Source organism: Streptomyces sp. NBC_00454, assembly GCF_041434015.1.
In the GTDB taxonomy this organism is placed as follows: Bacteria; Actinomycetota; Actinomycetes; order Streptomycetales; family Streptomycetaceae; genus Streptomyces.
Window position 1 is genome coordinate 7,262,777 of record NZ_CP107907.1, and the last position, 17,636, is coordinate 7,280,412.

The following is a 17,636-nucleotide window of genomic DNA, read 5'->3' on the forward strand; positions in this document are numbered from 1 at the left end:
GCGGCGCGGCGTGAAAGGGAGGTGTTCCGGAGCCGTCCAGCGGCCGGCTCCGGAACGTTCTTGCGAAGGAGCGAACGAATGAATGAGTGGGTGAATGAACGGGCGAACGGTGGAGGCTTGCTCGGCTACGGCCGGTTGAGGGTGATGGAGTTGATCGGCCCGAGGTCGGCGTAGACCCCGGTGCCCGCGGCGATGGGGTTGCCGCAGTTGCCGCCGCCGGAGCCGTAACACAGGCTGGCCGAGGCGCCGCCCGTCTGGTTGTTGAGCACCCAGTGGTTCCCGAACTGGTTGCTCAGGTTGTGGGCCCCGTAGCTGTAGTAGATCTGGCTCGGCTTGACGGCCGGGTTCTGGTTCTGCGGGTAGATGCAGACCGCGCCGTCCGGGCAGCCGGCCCAGGCGTCGGCCGGGTGCGCGCCGGCCGTGCCACCGAGGGCCAGGACGGCGGCCGTGGCGGTGGCGAACGCGGCGGCGCCGCGGATCATCTTGCGCATGATGTCCCCTTGTGGGTCTTGGCTCCTGCTGACGACTCGAGCCTGTCCCCGGCGGACCCGGAGGTCGACGGGTTTCCCGTTGCCGGTCGGCCGCCCGCCCAGGGAAACCGCCCCTGACCAGCGAGGTCGCGCAGGCGGAGGCAACACCCGCCGCGGCTCCTTCGGCCCAGCGGGGGTGAGGCCTTCGGGCGAACGCGCTGCGCGGCGCGTGGTGCGGGCACCGCCGGGGTGATAGCCCGTGGTGACCAACACACCTCGGAGGTGCGGCCGCACATGACCAGGCGACTCCTGACGCGGCCGCGGCGCCGCCCGGCCGCCGCGCGCCGCGACGGCCGCGCCGGTACGACGGGTCCGGTGGGTCCGGCGGGCAAGGCCGGTGCACCGGTCTCCCCGGTCCTGCGCACGGCGGCCGCCTACGCCTGGCGGCTGCTGGTCGTCGGCGCGGTGGCGTACGGGGTCTTCGCGGTGCTGGGACGGTTCCACGAGATCGCGCTCGCCCTCTTCCTCGGCCTGGTGGCCGCCGCGATGCTGCGCCCCCCGGCCGACCTGCTGGCCCGGCTGATGCCGAGGGGGCTCGCGGTGGCGTGCACGCTGATCTTCAGCGCGGTCCTGGTGCTCGGCGGCCTCGCGCTGGTCGGGGAGGCGGTGGCGGGGGAGTGGCCCTCCCTGGTGCGGGAGTTCAGGGACGGACTGGGCCGGATCCAGGGCTGGCTCGCCGGTCCCCCGCTGCGGTTGGACGCGCACGTGCTGGACGATTTCCAGTCCCGGATCGGCTCCTACCTCTCCAGCCACCGCTCGACCCTGATGAGTACGGTGCTGAGCGGCGCGGGGCGCGTCGTGGCGGTGTTCACCGTGGCGGCCCTCGGGTTGTTCTGCTCGGTGTTCTTCATCCACTCGGGCGACCGGCAGTGGGCCTGGTTCTGCGAACAGCTGCCGCGGGGCGCGCGGGCCCGGGTGGGTCGCGCGGGGGCAGCGGCCTGGCGGACCTTCACCGGCTACACCCACGGCATCGTGCTCGTGGCCGCGACCAACGCCGTTCTCGTATGCATCGCGCTGTTCGTCCTCGGCGTGCCGCTGGCGGTCCCGCTGGCGCTGCTGGAGTTCTTCGCCGCGTTCGTCCCGCTCATCGGCTCCCCGGTGGCCCTCGCCGTGGCCGCGGTCGTCGCCCTGGCCACCAAGGGGCCGCTCGTGGCGGCCCTGGTGGTCGCGCTCATCGTGGTCATCGGCCAGATCGAGGGGCACCTGCTGCATCCCCTGGTGATGAGCTGGGCGGTCCGCCTGCACCCCATGGTGGTGGCCCTGTCGGTGGTCGCCGGGGCCATCGCCGCCGGGATCGTGGGGGCCGTGGTGGCGGTGCCGCTGGTCTCGGTCGCCTGGTCGGTCCGCCAGTCCTTGCACGACGGCCGCGCCCGCTGACTCAGCCGAGGTGGTGGAGCTGCGCGTAGCGGGTGGCGGCGACGCGGTCGCGGGAACCGGTCTTGGCGAAGATGCGGTTGATGTGGGTCTTGACCGTGTTGGCGCTCAGGAACAGGTCGGCCGCGATCTCGGTGTTGCTCCGGCCGCGGGCCAGCAGGGTCAGGATCTCGCCCTCGCGCGGGGTGAGCCCGTCGGGGAGCGCGGCGGCGGGCAGGGGCACGGCCTCGGGCGCCGTCGGGCGGGCGGCGGCGGCCAGCAGGGTTGCCTGGACCTGCGGGTCCAGGACGGTGTAGCCGCCGGCCGCGCTGTGCAGCGTACGGGCGATGTGATCGCGTTCGGCGTCCTTGGTGAGATAGGCGCGGGCGCCCGCGCGCAGGGTCTCCAGGACGGAATCGTCGTCCGCGTACGTGGTCAGCACCACCACCGCCACGGAGGGGAAGCGGGCCGTGAGCCGCCGGGTGGCCTCGGTGCCGTCCATCACCGGCATGTGCAGGTCCAGCAGGATCGCGTCGGGGAGGTGCTCGGCCACCCGTTCCAGGGCCTCCTGGCCGTTGGCGGCCGTGGCCACCACGCGGATGTCCTCGAGCAGGTCCAGCATGATGGCCAGCCCCTCGCGGATGGTCGCCTGGTCGTCCGCGACCACGACGCGCAGCGGGGCCGAGGGGCCCGCGGACGCGCCGGTCCCCGCGGTCCCGGCGGTCCCGGCGGGACCACCCGTCGTCGGGCCGGTCATCGCGGGATCCCGGCGGTGCGCGGGATGGCGGCGGTGACGGTCCACTCGCCGTTCTCGACGCGCGCGGTCAGGGCGCCGCCGACGAGCAGGAGCCGCTCGCGCATGCCGGTGAGCCCGAAGCCGCCGTCGACGGTCCTGAACCCCGGCTTCCCGGCCGCCCCGTCCCCGGGGGTTCGGCCGGCGCCGCTGTCAGCGCCGTCACTGCCGAGGGGGTTGCGGACGGTCAGGGTCACGGCGTGGTCCTCGTAGCTCAGGGTCATTCCCACCGGTCGGCCGGGAGCGTGCTTGGCGGCGTTCGTCAGGGCCTCCCCGGCGGCGCGCAGCAGACACAGCACCTGCTCGGGCGGGAGCTGCGCGGGCACGCCCTCGACGGCCACGGTGACCGGGTCTGCGTGCCGCCGCCGGTGGGCCTCGGCCATCTCGGCCAGCGCCTCGGGCAGCGGCGCGAGATCGCTGCGCAGGGCGTGGACGGCCCGCCGGGTCTCGGTCAGCCCCTCGGTGGTCAGCCGCTGGGCGGTGGCCAGGATCTCGTCGGCCCTGCGGGGGTCGCCCCCGGCGAGCAGGGCGCGGGCCGTCTGGATCTGGATGCCGAGGGCGCCGAGCGAGTGGGCCAGTACGTCGTGGATCTCGCGGGCGATACGGGCCCGCTCGTCCAGGACCGCTGTACGCCCCTGCTCGGCCCGCAGCTCCTCGGCCTGGGCGAGCAGGATGACGTTCTGCTCGGCGCGGACCCGCTGCGCCCGGCGGTTGCGGCCCATCAGCAGGCCCGTCAGCAGCAGGAGGGGAAAGCCCAGGACGATTCCGCGTCCCGAGCCGTTCAGCAGGGCCCCGGCCCCGACCGAGAGGACCCCGGCGGCGGTGACCACCCAGCCGACCGGCGGATCGGTCTCGCTGCCCGCGGCGATGACGGCCATGCCGGCCAGGCCCAGGAGGGTCGCGCCGTCGGGATAGGGGCTCGCGAACCCGCCGGCCACGGCCATTCCGGTGAAGGCGACCGGCAGCAGGGCGCAGCCGCGGGCGCCGAGGATGCCGCCCCGGACGTCCAGCAGGGCCCAGAGCGCGAGGAAGATCCCGCAGAGCACGTAGGCGGCGACCACCACCGGATGGGCGGAGCGGTCGGCGCCGGACGCCGGGTAGAGGGCCCCGGCACCGATGACGGCGAACGCGGCAGCCCGGATCAGCCAGGGCACGGTACGCAGCACACGGCCACGATACGGCCGGGCCGCCGGGCCCGGCTGCCGGGCCCGCACACCGCCGGGGCCGCCGCTGGAGCCGGCCCGGCGGCGCAGGCCGTCCGTAGGGGTCACCGCCGGTACTCACGCTGCCGGCGGCGCGCACGCCCGTACGGACGCGCCGCCTGCCGCCCGAGCAGCGTGCCGAAGGCGGAGTCCGGCGCGGGGAAGGTGGAACCGTCTTTCTCGGGGGCGAACGGCACCGGACCGGCCAGCGCCCGCGCGGCGATGACCAGGGCCTGCCCGACGCGGTTGACGCCGAGCATCAGCAGCAGCGGAGCGGTGGACGCGGCGAGCCGGGCGTCCAGGCCGTGCGCGATCACCACGACGGCGATCCGGGAGACGATCAGCGCCGCCCACCACCACAGACCCCGCGAGGGCATCCGCGTCCACAGGACCCCCTCGCGCTCCTCGAGCGCGGTCGCCCAGCCCTGTCCGATGCCGAGCCCCAGGGACACGAGGGCGCCGACGGCGAGCAGGACGAGGTCGGCCACGGACGGGTGGACGCCGTTCCTGGCGAGGCTGAAGGCGCCGACGACCGTCAGGACCACCGGCAGCACCACCAGCCGCTTTCCCCGCAGCGGCGAGCTCCGGAGCTGGCGCTTGATCACGTAGCCGACCACGATCAGTGCCAGCAGGACTTCCAGCACGCCGTTCATCGCGACTCCCAGGTCGATGGCGGGCGGGCTGCCCCGGTCCGCTCCGGTTCTCCACGCTAGGAGCGAGCCCGGCGCCCGGCGTCACCCCGTGCGGCGAGGCCCGGGGTGATCCGGGCACCCCGGCGTAGTACCCAGGGGTGCCCGGACAACGGGCGCGGGTATCGCCCAGGGGCGAAGCACGGTACAACTGCTGTGCGAAGAGGGGGCTGGGATGCGGCGGGGGACAACCGAATGGTTCCTGGGCGCAGCCGACGAGGAGATACGGGCACTGGAAGAAGTGCCCGGCATCGACCCGGAGCGGCTGCGCGAACTGTGGTGCGCGGAACCGGAGCTGATGCTCCGCCTCGACCGGCTCTACGCGGCTTCGCAGCGGGCCTTCGAACGCCGGACGCGCGCCGCCGTCACCGAGGACCTGCTCCGCGCCCTGCGCGCGGTGGCCCAAGGCGCGGACGTCGCCCGGCTGGACACGGCGGTCGCTCTCGCCGAGGGCCGGCTGGAGGCCGATACGGCCACCGCCGCATCGCGCGGCCTCAACACCGGCCTGACCTGCGGGATCGTGGTCAGCCCGGTGATCCTGATGGTGGTCCTCGCACTGGGGGCGTGGGTGCCGGGACTCTTCGGCATCGACTTCGGCTGCCAGGAGCGGCAGGCCCTCGTCCACGCCCTGGTGTGCTTCGCGGGCGGCGCGATGGGCGCGGTCTTCAGCGTCATCATCCGGCTGCGGGACCCCCAGAAGCTGATCCGCACCCGGGCCGGGCACGGCAACCTGGTCTCCGACCCCGTCCAGTTGGCCCAGATCCTGCGCCAGGAGGGCTGGTACCGGGTGGTGGTGGGCTGGTTCCTGGCCACCTCGCTCTTCCTGCTCGTCAGCGGCGGCATCCTCACCGTCCTGACCCCGCCGGCCTCCCCGGCCGAACTGTGCGGCCCCGGCCCGCTCACGGCCGCCGGGCACGAGGCCCTGGTCAAGGCCTGGTTCTTCTGGGGCGCCCTCGGATTCCTGGCCGGGCTCAACGAACGCTGGGCCCACGGCCTGCTGCGCCACCCCTCGGCGCCCCGCGACGAACCCGGACAGCCGGACGGCTCGCGCCTCCCGTAGCCGGGCGGCTGGGCCGGCGTCGGCAGCAGGTTGGTCCGGACCGGCCGCAGACAGGGGGTGCACAAGCGTTTACCCTGGGGGGTGAACACGCGTACACCCCCCATCGGGCCAGCGTTGGGAGTACCATGCAGCCCGCCCGGACACCCGGCCCCGGCGCCCGTCCGCGCCTGATCGTCCCCGTCCTCGCCTTCTGCGGTGCGGTCGTCGCCGTCATGCAGACCCTGGTCGTCCCCCTGCTGCCGCACGTCCCGGACCTGACCGGCAGCAGTCCGGCCGCCGCGGGCTGGCTCGTCACCATCACCCTGCTCACCGGTGCGGTCTTCACCCCCGTACTCGGCCGGGCCGGCGACATGTACGGCAAGCGCCGCGTGCTCCTCGCCTCGCTCGGCGTGCTCACCGCGGGCTCCGTGATGTGCGCCGTCACCTCCGACATCGGCTGGCTGATCGGGGGCCGCGCCCTCCAGGGGTCCGCCCTCGCCGTGATCCCGCTCGGCATCAGCATCATCCGCGACGAACTCCCGGCGGAGCGCGTCCTGCCCTCCATCGCCCTGATGAGCTCCACCCTCGGCATCGGTGCTGCGATCGGCCTGCCCGTGGCCGCCCTGGTCGTCGAGAACTTCGACTGGCACACCATGTTCTGGGCCTCCGCCGCCCTCGGCCTGCTCGACGTCCTCCTCGTGCTGTGGATCGTCCCCGAATCACCGCTGCGCACCGAGGGCCGCTTCGACGTACCCGGCACCCTCGGCCTGGCCGCCACCCTCGTGGCGCTGCTCCTAGCGATCACCCAGGGCGCCGACTGGGGCTGGACCTCCCTGCCCACCCTCGCCCTGCTCGGCGCCGCCGTGGTCGTCGGCGTGCTCTGGGGCCGCTACGAGCTGCGGACCGGCTCCCCGATGGTCGATCTGCGCGTCTCGGCCCGGCCCGCCGTTCTGCTCACCAACGTCGCGGCCCTCCTCATAGGCTTCGCCTTCTACGCGAACTCCCTGGCCACGGCCCAGATGGTGCAGGAGCCGACGAGCACCGGGTACGGGCTCGGCGCCTCCATCGTGGTCAGCGGCCTGTGCCTGCTGCCCGGGGGACTGGCCATGGTCGTGCTGTCCCCGGTCTCGGCGCGGCTCTCCGCCGCCTACGGACCCCGGTCCGCCCTCGCCCTCGGCGCGGCCGTCATGACACTGGGCTACGTGGTCCGCTTCTTCACCAGCCACGCCCTCTGGCTGATCGTGGCCGGAGCCACGGTGGTCTCCTGCGGCACGGCCCTGGCCTACTCGGCGCTGCCCGCGCTCGTCATGCGGGCCGTGCCGGTGACCGAGACCGGGGCCGCGAACGGCCTCAACACCCTCATGCGCTCCGTGGGCCAGGCCTGTTGCAGCGCGGTCGTCGCGGCGGTGCTCGCCCACATGACCTTCCTGGCGGGCGGGCGCAGCGCCCCCACCCTGCACGCGTACCTGCTGGTCTTCCTCATCGCGGCCGGGGCGGCGCTCGCCGCGCTGGCGGCCGCGCTCTGTCTGCCCCCGGCCGGAAGGCCCGGTCCCGCCGGAACACCCGGTGCCGCCGGTACGCCCGGTACGGTCGCGGTGACGCAGTCCGCGCCCGCCGCCCGGGAGAGCACATGACCACCGCCGAGGAATCCGGCGCCGACACCGGCACCGACGCCGAATCCGAGTCGGACACCGGGAGCGGCCGCGAAGCCATCGTGCGCGCCGCCCGCCGGGCGTTCACCCTGCGCCCGTACGCCGAGGTCACCCTGCGCTCCATCGCCGCCGACGCCGGGGTCAGCCCGTCCCTGATCGTGAAGCGGTTCGGCAGCAAGGAGCGGCTCTTCAACACGGTCGCCGACTTCCAGCCGGCCGCCGACGCACTGTTCTCGGCGGCTCCGGCCGTGCTGGGCCGCCACCTGGTCCTGACCACGCTCCGGCTCCGCGACGAGCTGCGCGGGGACCCGCTGCTGCGGGTGGTCTTCTCCCTCGGCATCGACGACGAGCGCACCCTGCTGCGCGAACGCTTCCGGGAGCAGGTCACCGCACGGCTCGCCGACACCCTCGCCGGACGCGACCGGGAGCTGCGCGCCGAGCTGATCGCGGGCCAGTTGCTGGGCCTGGGCGCGACCCTGAGCCTGCACCGGCCCGATGGCGCGGGAACCCGTACGCCGCCGGAGCGGCTGGCGGATCTGTACGCGCCCGGGCTCCAGGTGCTCATCGACGGCGCGGTCGGCCAGCACGACCGGGAAGAGCCGGTTAGCGTCGTGGGATGAGCAGCGAAACGCAGAAATTCGAGATCCTGCTGGTGCCCGAGCACGTGGTGGAGGGGTCCAGCGACGACGCCGTCCGGTCGGCCGTGGTCGCGCCCACCGGCCAGAACGGCGCCTCGGGTTACCCCCGTTACTCCGGGGAGGGGATGGTGGCCGACATCGATCCCGTCACCCGAACGGTCGAAGCGATCCTCGTGGACGGCTCCGAACTCGACTACGGCCTCAAGCCCATCCTGCACCCGAAGAGCTGACCGGTCGCGCCGGCGCGGGTGGCGCCGGACGCGAGCCCCGGGCCGGCGGAGGCAACCCGCCGCCGTCCGCTACTCGAAGCGGGTGGTGTCCCCCGCGCCCCGGCGGACGATCTCGGCCTCGCCGCTGGAGAAGTCGATGACGGTGGTGGGCAGCGTCCCGCACTCGCCCGAGTCGACCACCATGTCCAGGACGTGGTCGAGCCGGTCCTTGATCTCCCAGCCCTGAGTCATCGGCTCGGTCTCGTCCGGCAGCAGCAGCGTGCTGGACAGCAGCGGCTCGCCGAGCTCGGCCAGCAGGGCCTGGACCACCACGTGGTCGGGGATGCGGACGCCGACCGTCTTCTTCTTCGGGTGCTGGAGCTGGCGCGGCACCTCCTTCGTCGCCGGCAGGATGAAGGTGTAGCTGCCGGGGGTGGAGGCCTTGATCGCGCGGAAGACGTCGTTGTCGATGATCACGAACTGGCCGAGCTGCGCGAAGTTCTCGCACACCAGGGTGAAGTGGTGGCGGTCGTCGAGCTGCCGGATGGACCGGATCCGGTCGACGCCTTCACGGTTGCCCATCTTGCAGCCCAGCGCGTAGCAGGAGTCCGTCGGATAGGCGACGAGCCCGCCGGAGCGGATGCTGTCGGCGATGCTGCCGATGGTCCGGGGCTGGGGATTGTCGGGGTGCACGTCGAAGTACTTAGCCATCCGACGAGCCTACGGGATCCAGGGGTTCCGGCATCCGGACCGGCAGTCGTGATCATCGAACGCTCCAGCAGGGAACGGAACGGCGCGCGGCGACATCTGGATCCATGTGACTCTGACAAGCAATTCGCTCTTCTTCACGACCCTCTTCGTCACGGCGTTGATGTTCGGGGCCGTCGTATGGCTGTGGCCGCGCCTGGCGCGGCAGGGATGGCGCCAGCTCCTGGGCCGGATCGGCCTGATCCTCGTCGTACAGGTGCTCACCCTGTCGGCCGTCGGCCTCGCGGCGAACAGGAGCTTCCTGATCTACGGCTCGTGGACGGAGCTGGCCGGACGGGAGAAGCCGGCCCCCATCAGCCAGGATGCCGGCGGGACCTCCGCCGTGAAGCTGATCGGCCGGCAGAAGCCGGACGTGCCCGGCGGCGTGAACAAGTTCTTGGGCGGTGAGCTCGAGAAGGTCATGATCCAGGGGGAGCGGTCCAAGATCGCCACCCAGGCCTACGTCTACCTGCCGCCCGAGTACTTCCAGAAGGGGAACGAGAAGCGGGTCTTCCCCGCCGCGGTGGTCCTCACCGGCTTCCCCGGCACCGCGGAGAACCTGCTCCACGGTCTGCGGTATCCGAAGACCGCGTTGAGCCTGTCGAAGCAGAAGAAGACGCAGCCGATGGTCCTGGTGCTGATGCGGCCCACCGTGGCCCCGCCGCGCAACACCCAGTGCGTCGACATCAAGGACGGGCCGCAGACCGAGACCTTCTTCGGGACGGACCTCCCCAAGGCCCTCACCGGCGCCTACCGGATCGGTGCCTCGCCCCGGAGCCTGGGCATCATGGGCGATTCCACCGGAGGCTACTGCGCGCTCAAGGTCGCGCTGGAGCACCCGGAGGCCTACTCGGCCGGCGTGGGCCTGTCCGCGGACTACGCGCCGGAGATCGACGGGGAGTCCGGTGACCTCTTCCACGGGAACGCCGCCGAGGAGAAGCGAGCCGACCTGCTGTGGGCCCTGGACCACCTGCCCCAGGGCAAGACGAACTTCCTCGTCACCACCTCGCTCCAGGGCGAGTCGAACTACCGGCCGACCCAGAAGTTCATCGCGAAGGTGAAGGACCCCGCCCGGGTCTCCTCGATCACCCTCGACCACGGCGGGCACAACTTCAAGACGTGGAACCGCGAGATCCCGCCCTCCCTGGAGTGGCTCAGCGCCCGCCTCACCACCGAGTAGCGGGGAGCTCCAAGCCCTGCGTCCCGTGACACGTGACCCGCGACCGGCCACCGTCACACGGCGGTGAGCGTGGCCGGGGTCGGACCGTCCGGGCGGACCGTGATGCTGTACGCGGCCTTCTCCGGGACGGAGCGGAAGGCCGGGGTGTAGGCGGGCAGCAGGTGTTCGAGCAGTACGGTCGATTCGCGCAGCGCGAACTGGAGGCCGAGGCAGGCGCGCGGCCCGATGCCGAAGGGCACGTACCCGCCGGCCATGGCCGGGCGGCCCCCCGCGGTGGTGAACCGCCGCGGATCGAAGCGCTCGGGGTCCGGCCACAGTCCGGGGTCGCGGTGGGCGAGATAGGGGCAGACGACCACATCGGTGCCCGCCTCGACGGCATGGCCCGCCAGGGTGTCGTCCTCGATGGCGTGCCGGGGCAGGATCCACGCCGACGGGTACAGCCGCAGCGTCTCGTTGACCAGTGCCTGGACGGCCTCCCGGCGCTCCGGCGAGCCCTCGCCGCCCGCCGCGAGGGCCTGTTCGCGGGCCGCCGGATTGCGGTCCAGCAACAGGTACAGCCAGGTCAGGGTGGTGGCGGTGGTCTCGTGACCGGCCACCAGCAGGGTGACCAGCTCGTCGCGGATCAGCCGGTCGGTGTACTCGGGCCGCTCGGCGGAGGCCTCCACCAGCAGATGCAGCAGCCCCGGCCCGTCGGGCCCGGCGGCGCCGCGGCGGGCGGCGGCGATGGCGTGCTCGGCGACGGCGTCGATCCTGGCCAGATCGGCGGCGACGGCCTCCCCCGCGTCGGCCGCACCGGCGGGCAGCGTCGGCAGGGCGGCCACCACGGCCGCGACGGCGGCCAGTTCGCGCTCGGTGTCCGCGTCGAGGGGGTGCCCGGTCAGCGAACGCCAGATGGTGTCGAGGGCGAAGCGCCGCATCTCCTCGCCGACGTCGAGGACTTCACCACTACGGGCGTACGCGGCCCAGCGCCCGGCGGTGGTCCGCGCCGCCCCGGCGATCCGCTGCTCGTAGCGGCGCATCCCGGTCCCGGTGAACTGCGACTGCAGGAGCCGCCGTTGCCGCTTCCACGCCTCGCCGGTCGCGGCCAGCACTCCGTCGCCGATCAGCAGGCGGGCGCGGTGCGAGCGCTTGACGTACCGGTCCGGATGCAGGGCCAGCACGTGCTGGATGGCCTGCGGCGAGGTGACCAGCACGGTCGGCCGCTCCCCGGGCCCGTCCCCGAGGCGGAACGCGCCGACGCCGCCGACCCGCCCGCACACCTCGGCCAGCAGCTCGACCAGTTCGCCTCCGCCGGCGCGCCACCGCTCGACCACGGCGGGATCCAGCTCGGGAACCGGGGGCCCGAGCGGCGCCGGAGAGAGGTGTTCGGGACTGGCTTCGACGGCCATCGGGTTCCCCTGTTCGTCCGCTGCGTCTGCTCCCGCCGGTCCTACCGGTCCCATCGGATCTACCGGATCCACCGGTTCGGCGGCAGCACGGACTGTACGGGAACGGGGCGAACGGGGAACGCCCGATGGCCGGTCTTCGGCCAAGCCCGAAGTCCGCTGGTCCCAGCCGCCGCTGGGCCGTGCGGGTGTACCCCCCGGCCCGCCTCCGGGGCGCGGCGGGAAGCGGACCCTTGGATGGGGTGGTCCGGGGGATCGTGGTCAGGGGGCCGGGGCGCGCGATCGGAAGGCGTCGGCCCCTGAGGAGTGGAGATGAGACCGTTGGCGGCGAAGGGGGCATGGGACGGACTGCGCCGCAGCCAGACCGGACTGCTGCTGGCCGCGGTGCTGGTCGGCGCCGGGGCGGGACTGGGCGCGGTGGGCTTCCGATGGCTGATCGAGGGCGTCACCAAGGTGCTGTCCGGGCACGACGACTACTCCTCGGCGGGCCACGCCCCCAACCCCTACGTCCCGTGGCTCGGACCGTACTTCGTCCTGCTCGCACCCGTGGTCGCGGGCGCGATCTACGGGCCCCTCGTCTACCGCTACGCCAAGGAGGCGCGCGGCCACGGCGTACCCGAGGTCATGTACGCCGTCGCCCGCCAGGGCGGCCGGATCGCGCCCCGGGTCGCCGTGGTGAAATCGATCGCCTCAGCCCTGTGCATCGGCGGCGGCGGCTCGGTCGGCCGCGAAGGCCCGATCGTGCAGATCGGGTCCGCCCTCGGATCCACCGCGGGAGCGATCCTGCGCATGGACGAGGAGCGGATGCGGCTGATGGTCGCCTGCGGTGCGGCCGGCGGCATCGCGGCAACCTTCAACGCACCCCTGGCCGGCGTGTTCTTCGCGATGGAACTGATCCTGCGCGACTTCACGACCCGCGGCTTCGGCATGGTGGCCGTCTCCGCCGTCACCGCCAGCGTGATCGGCCGCGCGTCGCTCGGGGACGAGCGGTTCCTGGACCTGACCCCGGTGGGCGTGGACCACGTGGCCGCGTACGCCCTGTACGTACTGCTCGGTGTGGTGGCCGGAGCCGTCGGGGTGCTCTTCACCAAGGTCCTGTACTGGGTGGAGGACATCTGCGACGCCGTCTGGCGCGGGCCCGAATGGCTCCGCCCGGCGGTCGGCGGCCTCCTGCTCGGCGCCATCCTGCTCGCGCTGCCCGAGATGTACGGGGTCGGCTACCCGGTCCTGGGCAAGGCCGCGGTGGGCGGCTACGCCGTCGGATTCCTGCTGGTGCTGCTCGTCGGCAAGATCGTCGCGTGCAGCGTCACCATCGGAATCGGCGGCTCGGGCGGCGTGTTCGCGCCCAGCCTCTTCGTCGGGGCGATGCTCGGCAGCTCCTTCGGACAGACGATGGACCACCTGGCGCCCGGAGTGACCGGCTCGGCCATGACCTACGCGGTCATCGGCATGGGCGCGGTCTTCGCGGGGTCGGCCCGCGCCCCGATCACCGCCGTCATCATCATCTTCGAGCTGACCGGCGAGTACGGGATCATCCTGCCGCTGATGGCCGCCATCGCTGTCGCCACCGGGGTCAGCCACGCGCTCAGCCGCGACACCGTCTACACGGCCAAACTCCGCCGCCGCGGGGTCGACCTCGACCTGACCGGCCCCGCCGCGGTCGAGGTCCGCACGGCGATGGGGTCGCCGCCGGTCCCGCTGACCCCCGGCACACCATTGCGCGAGGCCGCCGCGGCGATGATTGCGGCGGGCGCGGGCCGCCTCCCCGTACTCGACGCCCACGGCCGCTACGTGGGCTCGGTCGGCGCGCAGGCCCTGGCCCGGGCCCTGGCCTCGTACGAGGGCGGCTCCGAGGAGGAATCCGTCGAGGTGGTACTGCAGCACCCGCCGACCCTGCTCCCCGGCCAGTCCCTGGCGGAAGCCCTGCCGCTGCTCGCGGCGAGCGAGAGCGAAGGACTCGCGGTCCTGGACGGGGAAGGCCACCACCTCCTGGGATGGATCTCCCACCGCTCCGCACTCCTGGCGCTCCACCCCCAGCCCTGAGGCCGATTGCAGGAGATAGCCGGTCACTGCCCGCCAACGCCGTATGTCAGAGCGGCAGTTCGGCGCCCTGATCTCCATGAGCGTCATAGGGAGGTGGATGGGAAGCCCGGAGGTGCAGACGAGCGGGTCGCGGGCCAGGGGGGCGGGCGTCGCGGTGCGGTCACGCGGCCGGAAGGCGTTCCTTGACCCGGCGGATGATCTCGGTGCGCTGGCCGGACCGGAGCGGGCCGGGGCAGGCGTGGGCGCCCCAGGCGGCGCCGCCCATGGTGTGCGTGCCCAGGCCGGGCCGGTCCGGGCTGTCGCTGATCGAGGGCGGCCAGCCGTGCGCGCCCGCGCCCCACAGGTAGATCCGGGAGACGGCGTCCACCTGGGCTTCCGTCAGGGCCCGCGTGGTGAAGCCGGAGGTTTCGACCGAGGCCCAGGCGCCGTTCCCGTCCACCTGGGCCCAGGCGCGGTCGAGTACGGAGACGTACTGCTCCGTCTCGCCGTCCTGCGAGACCCAGAAATGGGAGGAGGCCTTGATCCCGGGGGTGCTGAACCGCTCGTGCAGGGAGCCCTCGCCCTCCTGGACGTGGAGGACGAGCCCGCGCTGCGCATCGCGCTCGCCCACGACGAAGTTCCGCTCCAGCGGCTTTCTGATCACCCCGGGCATCCAGCCGGAGGCCGCGGAAGCGGTGGACGAGGCCAGAGGGTCCTCGGAGGGGGCGCGGTCGTCGCCGGGCCGGCCCGGCCCGTCGGCCCTGTCGGGCCTGGCCGCCAGCAGGGTTCCGGCGGTCGCGACGAAGAGCAGTGCTCCGCCCCTGGTCAGCAGGCGCCGCCTGCCCGGATTCGAGGGGGCGGGTTTCCTGTGGTTCATGAACGGTATCCGGCTTCCTGAAGGGCCTCGCGCGGGGGAGGGACGATTCTTCGGGAGCCGCGTGATGGGGGTGTGATGCGCAGATGATCGTTTGATGACGGTGCGAACCCGTCGGACCGTGACGGAATGGTCATCTTGTGCGCACCGCTCGCGCACATGCGATGCGGAGACTGGCGGCTGATCGAGAACGGCACGAGCAAGGCGGTGTACGGCATGACGGCGGTACCGGTGAAGGGCGAGGAGCCCGACGCGGCGGCTACGACGGCGGCGGACGGGGACAAGCCCGCGCCGAAGCCCGCGCCCGCGCCTACACCTGCGCCCGCCGAGACGACCGACGTCGCCGGTGCCCCTGACGCACCCGGGCCGGGGAAGAACCCGGAGCCCGCCCCGGAAGCCGAAGCCGTGGAACAGCCCGACTCGGCCCCCCCGGCGGAGCCGACGTCGGCCGCGAAGCCGGAGGCGGAGCCAGTCACGGAGCCGGAGCCAGCTACGGAGCGGGAACTGAAGCCGGAGCCGGAGGCCGAGCCCGAGCCCGAGCCCGAGCCGAAGGGGGAGTCGGAGCGGGAGCCCGTGCCCGTGCCCGCGCCCGACTCCGAGCCGGAGCCGGAGCCGGAGCCGACCGCGGAGCGGGAGCTGAAGTCGGAGCCCGAGCCGGTCACGGAGCCTGAGTCGGGGCCTGAGTCGGAGCTGGCCACCGTCCGGGAACGGGCGCCGAAGCCGGAGGCCGTGCCGGAATCGGACGCGGAGCGGACGAGCACCTTCATCGCGCTCAAGGTGCTGGACGAGGACCCGCCCGCGCCCGCGCCCGTGTCCGTATCCGGGCCCGCGCCCGCCCTCGTACGCGTCCCCTCCTGGGCGGCCGCCGCGCCGGCTCCTGTCCCCGGTTCGGCCCCGCAGGCACCCGCCCCGCAGGCCACCGCCGAGCAGCCGCTGCCCGCGCTCGACCTGCTCGCGCAGCTCACCAACACCCCGCCGCCGCCCGAGACGCCGGCCCGCACCGCCGCCCGCCGGGTCCGGATCTGGGTGCCGCTGTTCCTGCTGCTGGCCGCCGTGCTCGCCGTCGTACAGGCGCTGCGCCCGGTGCCCGCGGCGGCACTGGTCAGCGAGGCCGCCGCGTCGTCCGTCACCCTCGACGGCCGTTTCGACGTGCCCTGGCCCGAGAAGGGCCAGGCCGCCCTGCGGGTGGCGGGTGCGGGCGACGTGGGGACCTTCGGGGAACAGAAGCCCGTGCCGACGGCCAGCGTGGCCAAGGTGATGACGGCGTACGTGATCCTCAAGGGCCACCCGCTGAAGAAGGACGAGGCCGGCCCGTCGATCGAGGTCGACGCCAAGGCGGTGGCGGACGGTACCTCGGACAGCGAGTCCCGCATCGAGAACCTGGCGGTCGGCAACCGGTTCAGCCAGCAGGACATGCTGAAGATGCTGATGATCCCCTCGGGCAACAACATCGCCCGGCTGCTGGCCCGTTGGGACACGGGCAGCGCCGACGAGGCCGCCTTCGTGGAGAAGATGAACGCCGAGGCCAAGGCGCTCGGCATGGACTCCACCACCTACACCGACCCGAGCGGGCTCGACGCCAAGACCGTGAGCACCGCCGTCGACCAGCTGAAGCTGGCCGAGGCGGTCATGCAGATCGATGCGTTCCGCGCGATCGTGATGCTGCCCAGCGCCCCGATCCCCGGCCTCCCGGGTCCGATCATCAACAACAACGGCAACCTGCTGCTGTCCCCGCTCAGCATCAAGGGCATCAAGACGGGCTCCAGTTCGGCGGCCGGCGGAACGCTGATGTGGGCGGCCTACAAGACCGTGGGCGACAAGACCCCGATGATCCTGGGCACGATGCTCGACCAGCACGTCACCGGGCCCGACCCCGACGGTGCCAACAGCCTGATCCTCGTCAAGGAGAACAGCAGGAAGGTCATCGGGGCCGTCCGCGAGGCGCTGACATCGGCCGGCGCGGTCAAGAAGGGGCAGGTCGTCGGCTACGTGGACGACGGACTCGGAACCCGTACCCCGGTGGTGTCCACCAAGGACGCGACCGCCGTGGCCGTGCCGGGCCAGAAGGTCGAGCTGACCCTCACCGCGGGCGAGAAGGGCGTTCCGCACGAGGCGAAGGCGGGTACGGAGATCGGAGTGCTGACCATCGGCACCGGACCCGGCGCGCAGCAGATCCCCGTGGCCCTGCGGACGGACCTGTCCGGCCCCTCCCTCGGCGCGAAGCTGACGCGCCTGCGATGACGGCACGACGCGTGACGCGAGGAGGGGAGCGGGACAGGGCGACCGGGTAGACCGCCTCGAAGGCCCTGCGCCGCACGTCGGCGACCGTGGTGGTGGCCCCGGGCTACGCGCCCTATGCGGTCATCGTGTTCCTCCTGGCGGCCACCGCCCCCACTGCCCTGCACGCCGTGCTCCGGGCGATCCGCAGCATCCTCGGCCCCCGTACTCATCCCCGTACGGCGCCTCGCGTCCGCTGATCCCGGATCACCTCCGGCATCCGGCAGGAAAGAACCCCGAAGACTGCCGTACTCCGGCAATGTGTCGCGCCCCGGCGCTTGCCACCATGGCAGCGGGGGATCCCCGGCCGCACCGGGCCGGGGACAGGGGAGGGGGCGCAAGGTGGACGAGTTCCGTGATGCCGCGCTCGGCTTCCCGGCCGCGTTGTTCACCGCCGCGCTGGTCGTGGTCGTCGCCTTCTGGCTCCTCGTCCTGCTCGGCGCCGCCGACCACGGCGGCTTCCACGGGCACGTACACGTACCCGCGCACGGGCACGCCGGATCCGGCGGGAGCGCCCGTACCGGTGCGCAGGGCATCGGCGGGGTGCCCGTCACGGTCGTGGCCTCGCTGCTGATCACGATCGCGTGGTTCACCAGCTTCACCGGCTCGGTGCTCGTCCGCCGCTCCGGCGCTTCGGGCGTCGCGCGGACCGCCCTGGACCTCGGGGTGCTCACCGCCGCCCTGCTGCTCGCCTGGGGTCTGACCCGGCTGCTGGTACGCCGCCTGCGCGCGCTCTTCCCCGACCATCCGCCGCCCTCCCGGCTCGACTTCATCGGCCTGACCTGCACGATCCGGACCGGATCGGTCTCGGGGCGGTTCGGCCAGGCCGAGGTCGCGGCCCAGGACGGTTCCACCGCCGTGGTGCAGGTCCGCCAGCACGGGCGGGACGCGTTCGGCTCCGGGAGCACGGCGCTGCTGTACGCGTACGACGAGGAGGGCGAGTTCTTCTGGGTCGCGCCCTACGACCCCGCGCTCGATCCCCGTACCGCCGGCTGAGCGCGCGAGCTCCGGGCCGGATCCGAACGAACCTCATCGATCTCATCGCA

At 73.2% G+C, this 17,636-nt stretch carries 17 protein-coding genes; 10 read left to right on the forward strand and 7 right to left on the reverse strand.

Going from position 1 to position 17,636, the window contains the following annotated elements; translation table 11 throughout:
• Positions 1-125: 125 nt before the first annotated feature.
• Positions 126-491 carry a hypothetical protein gene (locus OHU74_RS33125; protein WP_371619323.1) on the reverse strand — a complete coding sequence of 122 codons (366 nt, stop codon included), beginning with the start codon at positions 489-491 and terminating at the stop codon, positions 126-128.
• 273 nt (positions 492-764) lie between these two features.
• Here OHU74_RS33125 and OHU74_RS33130 point away from each other — a divergent pair, with 273 nt between their 5' ends.
• Positions 765-1,907: an AI-2E family transporter gene (locus OHU74_RS33130; protein ID WP_371619324.1), complete on the forward strand. Its 1,143-nt coding sequence runs from the start codon at positions 765-767 to the stop codon at positions 1,905-1,907.
• Between the two features lies 1 nt (position 1,908).
• On the opposite strand, the gene OHU74_RS33135 is transcribed toward OHU74_RS33130, so the two are convergent.
• The 3 genes from OHU74_RS33135 to OHU74_RS33145 form a co-directional block, all read right to left on the reverse strand.
• Complete coding sequence (locus tag OHU74_RS33135; RefSeq protein ID WP_371619325.1) at positions 1,909-2,640, reverse strand: response regulator; 732 nt, start codon at positions 2,638-2,640, stop codon at positions 1,909-1,911.
• On the reverse strand, positions 2,637-3,842 hold the full coding sequence (locus OHU74_RS33140; protein WP_371619326.1) for a sensor histidine kinase: 1,206 nt from the start codon (positions 3,840-3,842) through the stop codon (positions 2,637-2,639). Before OHU74_RS33140 ends, OHU74_RS33135 begins: the two co-directional genes overlap by 4 nt.
• A 101-nt stretch (positions 3,843-3,943) precedes the next feature.
• The gene (locus tag OHU74_RS33145) at positions 3,944-4,531 is read right to left on the reverse strand and encodes a hypothetical protein (protein ID WP_371619327.1); all 588 of its coding nucleotides are present in this window, start codon (positions 4,529-4,531) and stop codon (positions 3,944-3,946) included.
• A 211-nt stretch (positions 4,532-4,742) separates the two neighbouring features.
• On the opposite strand from OHU74_RS33145, the gene OHU74_RS33150 reads away from it, so the two are divergent.
• The 4 genes from OHU74_RS33150 to OHU74_RS33165 all read left to right on the forward strand — a co-directional run bounded on the left by OHU74_RS33150 (position 4,743) and on the right by OHU74_RS33165 (position 8,126).
• A complete protein-coding gene (locus OHU74_RS33150) occupies positions 4,743-5,627 on the forward strand; it encodes a hypothetical protein (RefSeq protein ID WP_371619328.1) in 885 nt (294 codons plus the stop codon).
• Positions 5,628-5,752: 125 nt separating this feature from the next.
• Positions 5,753-7,240, forward strand: a complete 1,488-nt coding sequence (locus tag OHU74_RS33155) for an MFS transporter (protein ID WP_371619329.1) — start codon at positions 5,753-5,755, stop codon at positions 7,238-7,240.
• Positions 7,237-7,878 (forward strand): TetR family transcriptional regulator, encoded by a 642-nt coding sequence (locus OHU74_RS33160; protein WP_371619330.1) that lies wholly within the window; start codon positions 7,237-7,239, stop codon positions 7,876-7,878. The genes OHU74_RS33155 and OHU74_RS33160 overlap by 4 nt, the downstream gene beginning before the upstream one ends.
• Positions 7,875-8,126, forward strand: a complete 252-nt coding sequence (locus OHU74_RS33165; RefSeq protein ID WP_371619331.1) for a hypothetical protein — start codon at positions 7,875-7,877, stop codon at positions 8,124-8,126. Before OHU74_RS33160 ends, OHU74_RS33165 begins: the two co-directional genes overlap by 4 nt.
• A 69-nt stretch (positions 8,127-8,195) precedes the next feature.
• Here OHU74_RS33165 and OHU74_RS33170 read toward each other — a convergent pair whose 3' ends face one another.
• Entirely contained in the window at positions 8,196-8,816 is a 621-nt protein-coding gene (locus OHU74_RS33170) for an L-threonylcarbamoyladenylate synthase (protein ID WP_371619332.1), read from the reverse strand.
• A 106-nt stretch (positions 8,817-8,922) separates the two neighbouring features.
• On the opposite strand from OHU74_RS33170, the gene OHU74_RS33175 reads away from it, so the two are divergent.
• Complete coding sequence (locus tag OHU74_RS33175; RefSeq protein WP_371619333.1) at positions 8,923-10,032, forward strand: alpha/beta hydrolase; 1,110 nt, start codon at positions 8,923-8,925, stop codon at positions 10,030-10,032.
• Positions 10,033-10,085: 53 nt separating this feature from the next.
• Here the strand turns inward: OHU74_RS33175 and OHU74_RS33180 are convergent, their stop codons facing one another.
• Positions 10,086-11,420: a cytochrome P450 gene (locus OHU74_RS33180; protein WP_371619334.1), complete on the reverse strand. Its 1,335-nt coding sequence runs from the start codon at positions 11,418-11,420 to the stop codon at positions 10,086-10,088.
• A 309-nt stretch (positions 11,421-11,729) separates the two neighbouring features.
• On the opposite strand from OHU74_RS33180, the gene OHU74_RS33185 reads away from it, so the two are divergent.
• Positions 11,730-13,460, forward strand: a complete 1,731-nt coding sequence (locus tag OHU74_RS33185; RefSeq protein ID WP_371619335.1) for a chloride channel protein — start codon at positions 11,730-11,732, stop codon at positions 13,458-13,460.
• Between the two features lie 160 nt (positions 13,461-13,620).
• On the opposite strand, the gene OHU74_RS33190 is transcribed toward OHU74_RS33185, so the two are convergent.
• The gene (locus tag OHU74_RS33190) at positions 13,621-14,316 is read right to left on the reverse strand and encodes an N-acetylmuramoyl-L-alanine amidase (protein WP_371619336.1); all 696 of its coding nucleotides are present in this window, start codon (positions 14,314-14,316) and stop codon (positions 13,621-13,623) included.
• A 126-nt stretch (positions 14,317-14,442) separates the two neighbouring features.
• On the opposite strand from OHU74_RS33190, the gene OHU74_RS33195 reads away from it, so the two are divergent.
• From OHU74_RS33195 to OHU74_RS33205, 3 genes are all read left to right on the forward strand, one after another.
• Positions 14,443-16,554 carry a D-alanyl-D-alanine carboxypeptidase gene (locus OHU74_RS33195; protein WP_371619337.1) on the forward strand — a complete coding sequence of 704 codons (2,112 nt, stop codon included), beginning with the start codon at positions 14,443-14,445 and terminating at the stop codon, positions 16,552-16,554.
• Positions 16,555-16,640: 86 nt separating this feature from the next.
• Positions 16,641-16,790 carry a hypothetical protein gene (locus OHU74_RS33200; protein ID WP_371619338.1) on the forward strand — a complete coding sequence of 50 codons (150 nt, stop codon included), beginning with the start codon at positions 16,641-16,643 and terminating at the stop codon, positions 16,788-16,790.
• A 142-nt stretch (positions 16,791-16,932) separates the two neighbouring features.
• The gene (locus tag OHU74_RS33205) at positions 16,933-17,586 is read left to right on the forward strand and encodes a hypothetical protein (RefSeq protein ID WP_371619339.1); all 654 of its coding nucleotides are present in this window, start codon (positions 16,933-16,935) and stop codon (positions 17,584-17,586) included.
• Positions 17,587-17,636 lie beyond the last annotated feature (50 nt).

Excerpts from the sequence above, each read along its gene's own strand:
- OHU74_RS33185 (WP_371619335.1), top strand. The coding sequence starts at position 11,730 with ATGAGACCGTTGGCGGCGAAGGGGGCATGGGACGGACTGCGCCGCAGC.
- OHU74_RS33170 (WP_371619332.1), bottom strand. The coding sequence starts at position 8,816 with ATGGCTAAGTACTTCGACGTGCACCCCGACAATCCCCAGCCCCGGACC.
- OHU74_RS33150 (WP_371619328.1), top strand. The coding sequence starts at position 4,743 with ATGCGGCGGGGGACAACCGAATGGTTCCTGGGCGCAGCCGACGAGGAG.
- OHU74_RS33190 (WP_371619336.1), bottom strand. The coding sequence starts at position 14,316 with ATGAACCACAGGAAACCCGCCCCCTCGAATCCGGGCAGGCGGCGCCTG.
- OHU74_RS33145 (WP_371619327.1), bottom strand. The coding sequence starts at position 4,531 with ATGAACGGCGTGCTGGAAGTCCTGCTGGCACTGATCGTGGTCGGCTAC.
- OHU74_RS33125 (WP_371619323.1), bottom strand. The coding sequence starts at position 491 with ATGCGCAAGATGATCCGCGGCGCCGCCGCGTTCGCCACCGCCACGGCC.
- OHU74_RS33135 (WP_371619325.1), bottom strand. The coding sequence starts at position 2,640 with ATGACCGGCCCGACGACGGGTGGTCCCGCCGGGACCGCCGGGACCGCG.
- OHU74_RS33160 (WP_371619330.1), top strand. The coding sequence starts at position 7,237 with ATGACCACCGCCGAGGAATCCGGCGCCGACACCGGCACCGACGCCGAA.
- OHU74_RS33165 (WP_371619331.1), top strand. The coding sequence starts at position 7,875 with ATGAGCAGCGAAACGCAGAAATTCGAGATCCTGCTGGTGCCCGAGCAC.
- OHU74_RS33155 (WP_371619329.1), top strand. The coding sequence starts at position 5,753 with ATGCAGCCCGCCCGGACACCCGGCCCCGGCGCCCGTCCGCGCCTGATC.
- OHU74_RS33195 (WP_371619337.1), top strand. The coding sequence starts at position 14,443 with ATGGTCATCTTGTGCGCACCGCTCGCGCACATGCGATGCGGAGACTGG.
- OHU74_RS33180 (WP_371619334.1), bottom strand. The coding sequence starts at position 11,420 with ATGGCCGTCGAAGCCAGTCCCGAACACCTCTCTCCGGCGCCGCTCGGG.
- OHU74_RS33130 (WP_371619324.1), top strand. The coding sequence starts at position 765 with ATGACCAGGCGACTCCTGACGCGGCCGCGGCGCCGCCCGGCCGCCGCG.